This window comes from Verrucomicrobiota bacterium (assembly GCA_016871675.1).
Taxonomy (GTDB): Bacteria; Verrucomicrobiota; Verrucomicrobiia; order Limisphaerales; family VHCN01; genus VHCN01.
In genome coordinates, this window is the sequence record VHCN01000018.1 from 17,433 (window position 1) to 31,701 (window position 14,269).

At 66.6% G+C, this 14,269-nt stretch carries 8 protein-coding genes; 3 read left to right on the plus strand and 5 right to left on the minus strand.

The features are described from left to right. Positions 1-6: 6 nt before the first annotated feature. The gene (locus FJ386_06060; GenBank protein ID MBM3876268.1) at positions 7-3,138 is read right to left on the minus strand and encodes a DUF1553 domain-containing protein; all 3,132 of its coding nucleotides are present in this window, start codon (positions 3,136-3,138) and stop codon (positions 7-9) included. Positions 3,139-3,354: 216 nt separating this feature from the next. Between FJ386_06060 and FJ386_06065 the strand changes: the two genes are divergently transcribed. Next, positions 3,355-4,797 (plus strand): serine protease, encoded by a 1,443-nt coding sequence (locus FJ386_06065; protein ID MBM3876269.1) that lies wholly within the window; start codon positions 3,355-3,357, stop codon positions 4,795-4,797. Positions 4,798-4,844: 47 nt separating this feature from the next. Beyond that, complete coding sequence (locus FJ386_06070; protein MBM3876270.1) at positions 4,845-6,371, plus strand: hypothetical protein; 1,527 nt, start codon at positions 4,845-4,847, stop codon at positions 6,369-6,371. Positions 6,372-6,407: 36 nt separating this feature from the next. Here FJ386_06070 and FJ386_06075 read toward each other — a convergent pair whose 3' ends face one another. From FJ386_06075 to FJ386_06090, 4 genes are all read right to left on the minus strand, one after another. After that, positions 6,408-9,683 carry an efflux RND transporter permease subunit gene (locus FJ386_06075; GenBank protein MBM3876271.1) on the minus strand — a complete coding sequence of 1,092 codons (3,276 nt, stop codon included), beginning with the start codon at positions 9,681-9,683 and terminating at the stop codon, positions 6,408-6,410. An 11-nt stretch (positions 9,684-9,694) separates the two neighbouring features. Continuing rightward, positions 9,695-10,960: an efflux RND transporter periplasmic adaptor subunit gene (locus FJ386_06080; protein MBM3876272.1), complete on the minus strand. Its 1,266-nt coding sequence runs from the start codon at positions 10,958-10,960 to the stop codon at positions 9,695-9,697. A gap of 284 nt (positions 10,961-11,244) precedes the next feature. Continuing rightward, positions 11,245-12,030, minus strand: coding sequence for a class I SAM-dependent methyltransferase (locus tag FJ386_06085; GenBank protein MBM3876273.1), 786 nt, complete (start codon positions 12,028-12,030; stop codon positions 11,245-11,247). Positions 12,031-12,097: 67 nt separating this feature from the next. Continuing rightward, positions 12,098-13,321, minus strand: coding sequence for a hybrid sensor histidine kinase/response regulator (locus tag FJ386_06090; GenBank protein ID MBM3876274.1), 1,224 nt, complete (start codon positions 13,319-13,321; stop codon positions 12,098-12,100). On the opposite strand from FJ386_06090, the gene FJ386_06095 reads away from it, so the two are divergent. Continuing rightward, positions 13,307-14,266 (plus strand): formylglycine-generating enzyme family protein, encoded by a 960-nt coding sequence (locus tag FJ386_06095; GenBank protein MBM3876275.1) that lies wholly within the window; start codon positions 13,307-13,309, stop codon positions 14,264-14,266. The two genes, FJ386_06090 and FJ386_06095, sit on opposite strands and share 15 nt — an antisense overlap. Positions 14,267-14,269 lie beyond the last annotated feature (3 nt).

Sequence of the window (14,269 nt, forward strand, 5' to 3'; positions counted from 1 at the left end):
AAGTGTTCAGTTCTTTGTCACGGCTTCGTCCAGATTCAACAGCATGTTCGCCACGAGCGTGTAGGCGGCGAGCTCGGCGGGGTCGAGCGCCTCGTCGGGCTTGGAGTCGCCGAAGGTGATGAGCTTCTTCGCCGCGTCGGGGCTTGCCTTGTAGCTCGCAAGCTGGCCGAAAAAGGTGTCGTAGAGCACGGCGAGCTCGGCCTTCGTCGGCGCGCGCGAGGTCGCGAAACGGAACGCCCACGCGATGCGGTCGCCCGTGGTCGCGCCGCCTTCCTTCATCATCCGCTGGCCGAACGCCCGCGCAGCCTCGACGTATTGGATGTCGTTCAGCAAGTTCAGGGCCTGAAGCGGCGTGTTGCTGCGCTCGCGTCGCACACAGAACTGCTCGCGGCTCGGCGCGTCGAAGGTCGTCATCGCCGGCGGCGGCGCGGTGCGCTTGTAGAAGGTGTAGAGGCTGCGGCGATACAAGGCGTCGCCCGTGTCGCGTTTGTAGGTCTTGGTGTTGCTGCCCGAGTAGGCGACGGGCTCCCAGATGTTGTCGGGCTGATAGGGGCGCACGCCCTTGCCGCCCATCGTGGGCACGAGCAGGCCGCTCACGTAGAGCGCGGTGTCGCGGATGACCTCGGCGTCGAGGCGGAAGCGCGGGCCGCGTCCGTAGAGCAGGTTCTCCGGGTCGGCGGCGAGCAGCTTTGGCGTGGCTTTCGAATCCTGCCGGTAAGTCGCGGACATCACGAGCATCTTCACGAAGCGCTTCGTGTCCCACGACTGCTCTCGGAACGTCACCGCAAGCCAGTCAAGCAGTTCCGGATGGGACGGCGGCATGCCCTGCGCGCCGAAGTCGTTCGCGGTTTTCACGAGGCCCGTGCCGAAAAACTGCTGCCAGACGCGGTTCACGGTCACGCGCGCGGTCAGCGGATGCTCCGGCGACACGAGCCACCTGGCGAAGGCGAGGCGGTTCGTCGTGTCAGCCTTCGGCAGCGGCGGCAGGAAGGCCGGCGTGTTTGGAACCACGCGCTCGCCGGGCTTGTTGTATTGGCCGCGAACCATGATGAAACTCTCGCGCGGCTTTTCGAGGTCCTTCCAGATGAAGGTTGCGGGGATGGCCTTGTCGAACTCCTCGCGCGCCTTGGCGACGGGATCCTTCTCCTTGTGCAGCGTGGCAAAGGCGGGCTTCGTCGCGTTGCAGACGAACTCGAAATAATAGTCGCGAAGGCGCTGATTCTCCGCGGGCTTCCGGTCCTCGGGCTTTACGGAGCGGAAGAGCCGCTTCACGTCATCGGGCACGTTGTTGAGCGCCTTGCCCTGGTTTTCCTTCAGCCACACGGCGAGCGACTCGGTCGGGTCCTTGCGCGGGTCGGTCTCGGCCACGACGCCGAGCTTGTCCCACGTGACCGTGCCGCCGAACTGGGTGAACGCGACGCCGTCAATCTTCGTGCCCGCCGCGAGCGAGAGTTTCGACGCGGGGAATTCGAGGCGCACCCACTCGCCTGACTTAGGCAATGCGCCGAGCGGTTGCTTCTCGGGCGTGCCTTTCCTGCCGTATTCGATCGCGTCCGGGTCGCCCCACACGACGCGGTGCGACCACGTGGTCGTGTGGAACTGCACCATGATCGCCTTCGGCGGATTCGCCGGATCGAGGAATGCGTGCACGTAGAACGTGCCGCCCGCGGGCACGCTGAACGGCGCCGTGATGCCATTGAAGAAATCCTGCGCGAGCCCGGTCGCGGTGCGCTGGATGGCGCGGTTCCCGGCGAAAACCCTGGCGTCTTTCCCCGTCACCCACGTCAGCGCGGGCGTATCGGGATTGAGGCCCGGCTTCGCGCCGGCGGGGAAGTCGTCGTCCACCCACACCGCCTCGATGCGCTTCACCGGCGTGGCGGACGTGACGGACGCGGGGTCGGTGTAAGTGACCTTTGCGAGCGCGGCCTTGATGCGTTGGTCGATTGCGCCGAGCTGCGCGTCGAAGTCGTCGAGCTTCTTCTGCTGCTCGGGTGACGTGAGCTTGAGGATCGGCGCGGTGAGCAGGATGTTGCCGTCCATCGCGGGATCCGCGCTGCTGTGGAAGAACGAGTAGAGGGAGTAAAAGTCGCGCGAGGTGATGGGGTCGAACTTGTGGTCGTGGCAGACGGCGCAGCCCGCGGTCAGGCCCATCCACACCGCGGCGGTGGTCTCGGCGCGGTCCACGGCGTATCGGAAGATGAACTCCTCATTGATGCTGCCGCCCTCGCTGGTGGTGACATTGCACCGGTTGAAGCCCGTGGCGACGAGCTGCTCCTGCGTGGGATTCGGCAGCAAGTCGCCCGCAAGCTGCCAGACCGTGAACTGGTCGAACGGCAGGTTGTCGTTGAAGGCTTTCACCACCCAGTCGCGATACGGCCAGATGGATCGTTCGTTGTCGAGGTGCAGCCCGTGCGTGTCGCCGTAGCGCGCGGCGTCGAGCCAGTAACGCGCCATGTGCTCGCCGTAGCGTGGCGACTTGAGCAGGCGGTCCACGACGCGCTCGTAGGCGTCGGGTGATTTGTCGGCGAGGAACGCGTCCACCTCGGCGGGCGTGGGCGGAAAGCCTGTGAGATCGAACGTCACGCGGCGGATGAGAATCTCGCGGCTGGCCTCGGGCGAATTGCCGGGGCCTTTCTCGGCGAGCTTGGCGGCGATGAAGTTGTCGATCGGGCTTTGAACCTTGAACTTTGCACTTTGCACTTTCGGCACCGCCGGCATCACCGGCGCGGTGAACGACCAGTGGCCTTTGAAAGTCGCGCCCTCCTCGATCCACTGCTTGAGCAACGCGATTTGGTGCGGCGAGAGTTTCTTGTGCGACTCGGCGGGCGGCATCAGGTCGTCCGGGTCCTTCGTCGTGATGCGGTGCCAGAGCCCGGACTGCTTGAGATTCCGCGGCGTGATCGCGGGCTTGACGTCGCGATTGGCGAGCGCGCTGTCCTGCGTGTCGAGGCGGAGCTTGGCCTTCCGCTTCTTCTCATCCGGGCCGTGGCAGGCGTAGCAGTTGTCCGACAGGATGGGGCGGATGTCGCGGTTGTAGTCCACCTTGCGCGCCGCGGCAGCCGGGGCGCGGGTGGAGCCGGGTGCGGCCAGCAGCACGAGCAGGACGACGCGGACGATTCGAGTCTCAAGTCTCGTCATAAAGGCAACCACTTTGACCCCGCGGATTCTCGCGTCATTCAAGACGACGCCATTCCGGCGAACGAACGGAGTGCGGTCGCCTCGAACCGTAGCCGCACCGTCGATTCTTCCGCAAGCGCGAGGTGATGCCCGGACGAGTCCCAGCTTCCGGCCAAAGTGCTTGACCCTCGCAAACCGCACCCACATCTTCGCCGCGTGAATTTCATTTCCCGATGCGTGTCCGCCTTCGTTGTCGCGCTGTTGCCCGGCGTCCACCCGCTCGCGGCCGAGGAACCGGAGCGGTCGGTCGTGCAGATCATCACCTTCAGCCAGACGCCGTCGTGGGATGCGCCGTGGCGCTTCGACAGCGTGCGGCGCGGGACGGGGACGGGCTTCGTGATCCGCGGCCGGCGCATCGTGACCAACGCGCACGTGGTGAGCTGGGCGCGGCAGATTCTCATCCGCAAGCATCAGGACCCGCGGCCGTATCTCGCGCGAGTGGCGTTCATCGGGCATGATTGCGACCTCGCGGTGCTCGAGGTGGACGGCGCGGATTTCTTCAGCGGACTCGAGGCGCTGGAAGTCGGCGAGTTGCCCAAGGTCCGCTCAACGGTGGTCACCTATGGCTACCCGGCCGGCGGCGAGCAAATCTCCTACACACGCGGCGTGGTGTCGCGCATCGAGGTGCAGCCTTACGTGCACGGGGGCAACCGCTCGTTCCTCGCCGTGCAAACCGACGCCGCGATCAACCCCGGCAACAGCGGCGGCCCGGTGATTCAAGAGGACAAGGTCGTCGGCGTCGCGTTCCAAGGCACGCCCGGACTCGAAAACGCCGGCTTCTTCATCCCGCCGCCGGTGATCCAGCATTTCCTCAAGGACATCGAGGACGGCAAGTATCACGGGTTTCCGTCCACGGGCGCGCGCTTCGTTCCGATGCAGAACCCGGCGTATCGCCGCTTCCTCAAACTTCCGGACAACGCCGTGGGCGCGCGCGTGGACAACCTCTTCGACACGACCGACGCGGCGAAGGCGTTGCGGCTCGACGACGTGGTGCTGCAAGTCGGCGGCTACACCATCGGCAGCGACAGCACGGTGCTCTACCAGGGAAATCGCGTGCAGATGGCCGTGGCGTTCCAGGGTGCGCAGCACGGCGACGCCGTGCCGGTGAAAGTCTGGCGCGCCGGAAGCGAACTCACGCTGTCGGTGCCGATGCAAGTCAGCACGAACGACACGCGCACCGGCAACCAACACGACACGCCGCCGCGCTACTTCGTCTACGGCGGGCTTGTCTTCACGCCGCTGAGCCTCGACTACCTGAAAACCTTCGGCCGCAATTGGAGCGACGCCGCAAGCTCCGAGTTGATCTATAACCTGATGTATCGCCGCTTCGAATCGCCCGGCTCCTCGCGGCCCGAGCCCATCGTGCTCACCCAAGTCCTCCAGCATCCGGCCAACGCCAACTTCCGCGTGCCCGGCCGCGCGCTCGTGGACCGCATCAACGGCATCCAGGTCGACCGGCTCGAGGACGTCATCCGCGCGCTCGAGTCCGCGAAGGGCACCCAGCACGTGTTCGAGTTCATGCCCAAGAACACGCTCGAGTGCCTCAGCCGCGAGGAGGCCGAGAAAGCCAACGCCGACATCCTCAAGACCTACAGCATCATGAAGGACCGGAGGTTGTGAACGACGACCGCTCGTCGAGAAACCCCGCGACGCATTTGAAACGAGAAATGAACACCCCATGCCCAGCTTCGAAAGTCCGGGCCGGAAGCCGCCGCGCCTTCCTCGCCATCGCGTCTTGGGCCCTCGCCGCTCACGGGTCACTGGTTGCAGGCCATTCCCAATCCGCGCCGAAGTGGGACGCCAGCCTCGTCACGCTCGAAGCCACGCACCAGCAACACGACCACTTCCAGCCGTGGCAGCGCCGCTCGCGCACCGTCCAGAAGTCCGCGCTCGTCGTCGGCCCCCGCGAGTTGCTCACCACCGCCGAGGAACTCAACGACCTCACCGTGCTGCGCCTCCAAAAGAACGGCCGCGGCAAATGGGTCGCCGGCAAGCTCGAGTGGATTGATTACCACGCCAACCTCGCCGTGCTCTCGTGCGACGACGCCGGCTTCTGGCAGGGCCTCAAGCCCGCCGAGCTCGCGCCCAAGCCCGTGCGCGAAAACCTCCAGCTCATCCGCTGGAAAAACGGCACGCTTGAAACTCGAAAGGCCGAGTTCAACCAGTTCAACGTGGACGACGGCCGGCTCACCTTCATCAACCACCTGCAGATGGACGTCGGCACGGAAATGAACGCCGTCGGCTGGGCCGAGCCGCTCGTTTCCGGCCGCAAGGTCACCGGCATCGCCAGCGCGCAGACCGGCAACAACGTGCGCGTCATTCCCGCGAGCTTCATCGCGCCCATCCTCGACGCGCGGCGCAAAGGCGGCTTCCGTGGCCTGGGCTACTTCCCGTTCGTGTGGCAGCCGACCGAGAACCCCGAGGTTCACAAACACCTCAAGCTCGACGGCGAGTCCCGCGGCGTGGTCGTCATCGAGGTGCCGCCCGTCGCCGGCGACGAACCCGTGCTGCAACCGCGCGACCTCATCCTGCAAGTCGAGGGGTTCGACGTGGACTTGCAGGGCTTCTACGTGGACCCCGACTGCGGCCCGCTGATGATCGAGAACCTCGCAACCCGGCGGAAGTTCGCCGGCGACGAGGTCCGCATGAAAATCTGGCGCGACGGCAAACTGCTCGACGTGAAGTATCGCCTCCCGCGCGTCGAGTATTCGCACAAGCTCCTGCCCGAACACCTCTTCGACCAGGCGCCCGAGTATCTCATCGCCGGCGGGCTCGTGTTCCAGCCGCTCTCAAACGCCTACCTCCGCGGCTTCGGCGCGGACTGGAAACGCGTCGCGCCATTTCGCCTGAACTACTTCAACAAGGAAAACCCGACCAAGGAGCGCCCCTCACTCGTGTTCCTCTCGCTCGTGCTGCCCGACCCCTACAACCTCGGCTACACCGACGGCCGCTTCCTCGTGGTGGACACCGTGAACGCCCGGAAAGTGAGCAAAGTCGCCGACGTGCAGGAGGCGCTCAAGTTCCCGCAGGACGGCTATCACGTGATCGAGTTCATGCGGAGCGACGGTCTGCGCCGCATGGTGCTCGACGCCGCCGGGATGAAAGCCGCCACCGACCGCGTGCTCCGGCTCTACCAGATTCCCGCCGCCGAGAGCATCCTCAAGCCCGCGGGCAGCGTGGCGCTGGCGCGGTAGTGGCCGGTCACGGGAAGAATCGGAAGCAGATCAAGCTCAAGGCGTGCTTGTCGCCGCGCCGCTTCCCAAGTCCGCCTGGCGCTTCACCACGGGTTCCAGCCGCTCCGGGACGGCGGGCGCGGGTTCGTGCCTGGCGCGCGGTTCCGCGCCGCCTTCACCGTGGCCGCTGGCTTTGCGCGCGAGTTTCTTCCATTGAAACAATCCGCCGATGTCGTCGAGCAGCGAGTAGGCGACGGGTGTGACGAGCAGCGTGAGCAGCAGGCAGAGGGACTGTCCACCGATCACCACCACGGCGACCGCGCGGCGTTCCTCGGCGCCGGGACCCGTGCCGACGGCGAGCGGAAGCATGCCGGCCACGAGCGTGAGCGTGGTCATCAGGATGGGCCGCAGCCGGTCGCGATTGGCGAGCAGGATGGCTTGCAATCGCTCCATGCCCTGCCGGCGGAGGTTGTTCATGTGGTCGATCTGGAGGATGGCGTTCTTCTTCACCACGCCGAAGAGCACGAGCAGGCCGAGCGCAGAGTAGAGGTTGAGCGAGTTGTCGCTGATCCACAGCGAGAAGAGCGCGAACGGCAGCGACAGCGGCAGCGAGAGCAGGATGGTGAACGGGTGGACGAGGCTCTCGTATTGCGACGCGAGGATCATATACATGAAGATGACCGAGAGCAGGAATGCCCACAGGAATTCGCGGAAGGTGTTCTCGAGCTCGCGCCCGCGGCCGGAGACTTTCGTCGTGTAAGTCGGCGGCAGGTTCATCTCATGGAAGGTCTTGTTGAGCGCGTCGAGGCGGTCGCGCAAGGCGTAGCCCGGCGCGATGCCCGCGCGCAGGCTCACCTGCCGCTGGCGGTCGAGGCGGTCGATGCGCGACGCGGTCGTGCCGGGCACGATGCGCACGAGGTTGTCGAGCCGCGCAAGTCCGCCATCGTGGCGGGGAACGTAGAGGCGTGAGATCGTGCTGGCGTCGTTGCGGCCGCCGTCCTTCACGCGCAGTTGCACGTCGTAATCGTCGCCCACGCTCAGGTCGCGGAAGCGCGACACGCGGTCGTCGCCGCCGACCATGATGCGCAGCGCGCTCGCGATGTCCTGCACGTCCACGCCGAGCGCCGCGGCGCGTGCGCGGTCGATCTCCACGCGCAGTTCGGGCTTGTCGAGCTTGAGCGTGGTGTCGGCGTCCACGATGCCGAGGTCCGCGGACTTCTTGCGCAGTTCCTCCGCGTAGACGGCGAGGGATTCGAGCTCGGGGCCGAGGATGTTGAAGTCAATCTCGTAGCTCGGCCCGCCGAGGCTGATCGAGCTGGAGCCGGCGCGGACGGAAATGCGCACGCCGGGAATCGCCCGGAGCCGCTTGCGCGCTTCCTGCGCCACGTCGCGCTGCGAGTAGTTGCCCTTGAAGGCATCCATCGGGCTGGACGAAAACAGCCGGCGCCAGTGGAACGTGCGCTCCTTGTGCGGCACGAGGCGGCAGTAGAGGCGGGCGTAATTCGGCCCGCCCATGCGGCTGGAGCCGGTGCTCGCGAGGACGAGCTTGATTTGCGGCATCTGGCTCACGATGGCCTCGGCGGCGCGCGTGACCTCGTCCATCGCGGCGAGACTCGTGCCTTCCCGGGCGGTGAAGCTGATCTCGAGTTCCCCTTCGTCGGTGTTGCCCGGCGTGAATTCCTGCTTGAGCACCTTGTAGAGCGGGAAGCTCGTCGCCATCACGCCCGCGGCGAGCACGACGACGATCCAGCGTTGCCGCATGGAGAAGCCCAGCACCGCCATGTAGGCGCGATCAATCCATGAGTAGAAGCCGCCCCGCGACTTCGGCCCGCCGTGCCGGCCCGCCTTCACCCTGCCGAGGCTGAACAGCCGCGCGCTCATCGTGGGCGTGAGCGTGAAGCTCACCAGCAGGCTCACAAGAACCGCCACCGCCGCCGTGATGCCGAACTGGAACAGGAACCGCCCCGCGATGCTGGACATGAACGACACCGGCACGAAAATCACCACGAGGCTCAGCGTCGTCGCGAGCACCGCGAGCCCGATTTCCTTGGTTGCCTCGCGCGCGGCGGTGAAGGAGTCCATCCCCTTCTCCTCGACGAAGCGGAAGATGTTCTCGAGCACGACGATGGCGTCATCAATGACGATGCCGACCATGAGCACCAGCGCGAGCATCGTCACGCTGTTGAGCGTGAAGTTCATCGCCCACATCATGCCGAAGGTCGAGATGACCGACGCCGGGATGGCGATGGCGGCGATGATCGTCGCGCGCCAGCTTCGCATGAACGCAAACACCACGAGGCTCGCGAGCAGGCTGCCGAGGATCAAGTGCGCCTTGATCTCGTGCAGCGCCTCGTAAATGTAGCGCGACTGGTCCTCGATCACCTCGAAGCGCACGTCGGCCGGCAGTTGCGACGCCACGTAGGGCAGCTTTGTCTTCACGCCCTCGATCACGTTCACGGCGTTCGCGTCGGACTGGCGTCGGATCTCGAGCGAGACGGATTCCTGCCCGTTGAGGCGCGACATGGAACGCTGCTCCTTGGTGCCGTCCTCCGCCCAGCCGACGTCGCGCACGCGGACGGGCGAACCGTTGCGCGTGGCGATGACGATGTCGTTGAACTCCGCCGGGTCGGTGACGCGGCCGACGGTGCGGAGCGTCTGCTCGCGCACGGGGTCGGTGACGTTGCCGCCGGGGATGTTGACGTTCTGGCGCGCGATGGCGTTCCGGACGTCGGTGACCGGTATCTGGTAGGCCGCGAGCCGGTCGGCATCGATCCACACGCTGATGGCCCGGTGCAATCCGCCTCGGACCTCGACTTCACCGACGCCGAGCACGCGCTCGAGATGGACTTTTGCAATCTTCTCCGCGAGCTCCGTGAGTTCGCGGCGCGAGCGCGGGCCGGTGAGCGCGAGCGACATCACCGGCGAGCGGTCGGAGTCAAACTTCGACACCATCGGCGGGTCAACGTCGCGCGGGAGTTCGTCGCCGAGCAGCGCGATGCGATTGCGGACGTCCTCCGTGGCTTCGGCGACTTTGCGGCGCAGGTCGAAGTTGATGATGATGAAGGCGGTCCCGACCGACGAAATGCTGCGAAGCTCCGTGATGCCCTCGACTGTGTTGACCTGTTCCTCGATGGGCTGCGCGACCAGCGTCTCCATTTCCGTCGGCGACGCGCCGGGCACGCGCATCGCAATCCACACCGTCGGGATGTCCACCGGCGGCGTGCGGTCCACGCCGAGATGGAAGTAGCCCGCCACGCCGACGACGACGAGCGCCATCACGATCATCGTCGCGAAGACGGGCCGCTTGATGCAGATCTCGGCGAGTTTTTGCATGGACTAACGCTTCACGGGCCGGCGGTCTTCTTCTCCCGGCCCGGTCCGGATGGCGGAGCCCCGGAGTCGGGCGTCACGGCTGCGCCGTTCTGCAGGTTGCCCGGGTCGAGCACGACCAGGTCGCCGGGCTTCAATCCGCCCGGCACCTCGATGAACTCGCCGTTCCTCCGGCCGGTGAGGATGTTCTTCTCCGCGGCCTTGCCGTCCTTGATGAGGAAGACCTTCTCGATGCCGGCGAACACGACCAGCGCGTTGCGCGGGATGGTGACGGCGGGGGATTTCTCCTCGACGACGATCTCGACGCGCGCGAACGCGCCCGGCCGGAGCCGCCCGAGGCTCGGCACGTCCGCCTCGGCGAGCAACATGCGGCTTTGCTCGACGATGGACGGGCTCAAGCGCTTGAGCACGCCGGAGTAAAGGTTTGTGTCGCCGTCCACCGTGAGGCGGACGGGTTGCCCGGCGCGCACGCGCGGGGCCTCCCGCTCGGGCACCTCGATGCGGAGCCGGAGCGGATCCATCCGCACGAGAGTCGCCACCGGCGAACCGGCGTTGAGGAATTCGCCGACGCTCGCGCGGCGTTCCTTCACCACGCCGTCGAACGGCGCGGTGAGCGTCGCGTCGGCGTGTTGCTGCCGCGCGATCTCGACCTCGACGCGCCGCTGCCGAAGCTGCGCGACGCGGGTGCGGATTTCCTCGCGCGCATCCTGCAACCGCGTCGCGGCGATCTCGTAGGCGGACATCGCCGCTTCCAAGTCCTGCTCCGGGAGAATCTTCGCCTTGAAAAGTCCGTCCGCGCGGTCGCGGGACTTGCGGGCGTCCTCGACGGCGGCGCGGTTCTGCTTCACGAGGCTGGTTTGCTCGGCGTCCACGCGGTCGTCGTCGCCGTCGAGCGGGAGCCCAAGCCGCGCGCGCGCCTGGGCGAGCAGCGAATCGGCCTGCTTGAGCCGAAGCTCGTAGTCGCGCGGGTCAATGCGGGCGATGATGTCGCCCTGCTTCACGGTGCTGCCCAGGTCGACGGTGAGGCTCTGCACGACGCCGGGCACTTTCACGCTCAGCGTGGCCTGGTCCTGCGCGGCGAGCGTGGCGACGACGGACACGACGCGTTCCATCGGGTGCATGCCGACGAGGGCCGTCTTCACAGCCCGGGCAGGCGCGGGCGGGGCGGTGACGACCTCGGGTGACTTCTGCTTCCCTTGCGCGAACGCGGCGCGCTCGCACCCCGCGAGCAGCGAGGCGCAAAGCGCGAGAGCGCAGAGCCCGGCAACCGGCGGAACCACCGGGCTTCGCCGGCGCCGGCGCGTTGCAGGATCGGTCGGATGGGATGTTGCGTTGATGCACTTCACTGTGCAAGGGATGTGCGGTGGAGACAACCGAATTCATCCCCGCGCGGCTGCCCGCGCCGGCTCACGGGAATTCGAATCCTGCGGCAGCGGCGCGGTTGGGTCGGTCTCACGGCAGGCGGCGCGCGTGAAACTCATCGAGGCGCGAATCACGCTGCTGTGTGGTGAGGGAGCAACGCACGCACTGCCGGGGCGACGGTAGCCGGGTGCGTCGGTGGCTGCTACTTCTTCCGAAAGACGATCACGTGCTGCCACGGGAGCGACTTGTTGGTCTCGACCCATTCGAGCGGGTGCACGGCCATCTCCTTGCGGACCTGCGCCTCGCTCATCTTGTGGACGAGCTTGATCGGCACGTCGGGATCCTCGAGCCGGAATTCCACGAAGACGATGCGGCCGCCGGGTTTGAGCGACTTGATGAGGGCCTGCGTCATCTCGAACGGGTGATCGAATTCGTGATACACGTCCACCATCAACGCCACGTCCACGCTCGCAGGCGGCAACTTGGGGTCGGTCGTGGTGCCGAGGTGGCCGGAGACGTTGGTGACCTTGCGCTCGGCCATCTTCTTCGCGAGCAGGTCGAGCATCTCCTGCTGGATTTCCACGCCGATGACTTTTCCCCTGGGTCCGACCTTTTCCGCCGCGCGCCAGCTGTAATAGCCGGTGCCGCAGCCGATGTCGGCGACGACGTCGCCGGGCTTGAGCGCGAGCGCGGTCATGAGCAGGTCGGGGCGCTCCTCCTTCTCGCGCTCGGGGCGCTCGAGCCACTCGGCGCCGTGGTGGGTCATGAAGTGCGCAATTTCCCGGCCGAGGAAATACTTGCCGATGCCGTCGCGTGTGCGGCGTCCGGTGACGTAGCCGGGATGACCGGGCGGAAGCGGGGCGGCGGCGGCGGGCTCGGCGGCGGGCTTGGCTGGTTGCGTCTGCGCGAAGGGGGTCGTGGCAAGCAACGCCGCAACGAAGGTGTGCACGACGCGGGCGCGAGCCCTGCAGAGGAAGTCGGTGAGCATCGGGGAGAGGATGTCCGCGCCGCGCCGCTTGTTCAAGACTTCCGCGCCCTCCCCGGTCACGCCGGATTCAAACCGCGGCGACTGAACTCTCCTCGCCCTCGGGAATCAGCGGCGCGGCGAGCTTGGTGGACATGTTCGACGGCAGGTTGATGCTGAACAGGGCACCCCAATCGCCCGAGGGCGATTCGAGGTCGATGGTTCCGTTCGCTGCGCGCACGATGGCACTGGCAAGGTAGAGCCCGGCGCCGGTGTGCGGCGGCCCCTTGGTGGTGAAGAAGGACTCGTAAATGCGCGGCTTGAGGTCCTCCGGGACGCCGGGCCCGTTGTCGGCGATGCGGATAAACTGCCGTTCTTCGCTCTGCTCGACTCGGATCAGGACGTGGGCCTTTTCGAGGTCGGACGGCGCTTCGAGCGCATTGTTGAGCAGGTAGAGGAAGGCTTTGCCCAGCTCACTGGGCATGCCGCGCCACTGGCATGTGGGGTCGAATTCCGTCGTAATGAGCACGTTGTATCGGCGCAGTTGAGACGCCATCAGGTGGATGAGGTCCTGCACAAACTCCGCGAGGTAGATCACGCGCGGCGTGCGACTCGGCGCGCCGACGAGCATGAGCCGCCGGAGCTTTTCGTTCACGCGGCGGAAGTCCGCGTCCACGAGGCTCAACCGGTCGCGCACTTCCTCGGGCACGCGTTCGATCACGGAAATCCGCTGCACGCCGAGGATCGCGCCGGTCAACGGCGGCTGCACTTCCTGAAGCAGTTCGCCCGCGAGCCGGCCGAAGTGGGAGTGCCAGTGCGACGCGAGGATGCCCGGCTGCGAATCGGCGATGCGCTGCCGCAGGGCGGCGGCTTCGGCTTCGAGTTGCGCGGGCGCGGCCTGCGCGATCGCGAGGGTGTTCTGGAGTTGCGCGATGGTGAGCGCGACGCGCAGCCGCACGTTGAATTCGCCGTGGTCCAGCGGCTTGGTCACGTAGTCGAGTCCGCCGACCTCGATGCCGCGCGCGCGGTCTTCCTGCTGCACGTTGGCCGTGAGGAACAGCACCGGGATGTGCTTGGTGCGGTCCTGAAACTTCACCTGCCGGCACAGCTCGTAGCCGTCCATGCCCGGCATCGTGACGTCGGAGATGATCACGTCCACCAGTTCGCGGTTCAGGAAGTCGATCGCCGCCTGGCCGGTCTGCGCGGTGAAGGCGTCCATGCCGGCGTTGCGCAGCGCCAGGCGCAGGTGCTTGAGCGCGTCGGGCGTGTCGTCCACGGCGAGCACGCGCGGCTTGTTGGAATGCGCTTGGGCCATCGGAAGTGTGCCGGGAGTTTAAGACGGGTTGCGCGAAACGCAAGCACGCCGCAGTTTTCACTCGCCGCCCCGCCCGCGGTTCGCAAACTTCAGCCGATGGCCAGCCTGTCCTCCTTCCGGCCGGTGTTCGCCGCGCTCATGCTCGCGGCTTCGCCCGTCGCGTGCAAACGCTCCGGCGGCGACTCGAAGGCCACCGCGCCGGAAGCGAAGCCATCGACGTCGAAGCCCGCCGCATCCGGCTTCAAGGCCACCAAGGCACAGCCCTTCGTCAACACGCTCGGGATGAAGTTCGTCCCTGTCGCCGGCACGTCGGTGCTCGTGAGCATCTGGGAAACGCGCGTGCAGGACTACATGGCTTTCGTCGAGAGCAAGGGCCCGCGCGACTGGTCGGGCACGGGCTGGCTCGCGCGCACGAATCACCCGGCCACCAACGTGTCGTGGGAGGAAGCCGCGGCCTTCTGCCGATGGCTCACCGAGAAGGAACGCAAGGACGGCCGCATCGGCGCGAAGGACCGCTACCGGCTCACGTCCGACAAGGAGTGGGACGCCGCGATCGGGCCGGACCGTTTCCCGTGGGGAAAGTCGTGGCCGAAGCGCGCCGACTTGAAGTCGCTGCCCGGCTACAAACCCGAGACCGGCGACAACACCGCGCCCGTCGGGAGCTTCGCCGAAAACGCGCACGGCCTGCACGACCTCGGCGGCAACGCCTTCGAGTGGGTGCAGGATTGGTATGTGAAGGACATGAACCCGAAGGAAATCCGGATGGAAGACAAGCGCCTCAACGAGGACGGCGGCGGCCGCAAATACAAGGTGCTGCGCGGCGCGCCGTGGGTTTTCTGGGACACCACGAGCCTGCTTTCGGCGAACCGCTTTCCCAACGTCCCCGACGCGCGAGGCGGGCTTTACGGTTTCCGCTGTGTGCTGGCACCCGGCGAAGGGAAGTGAGAG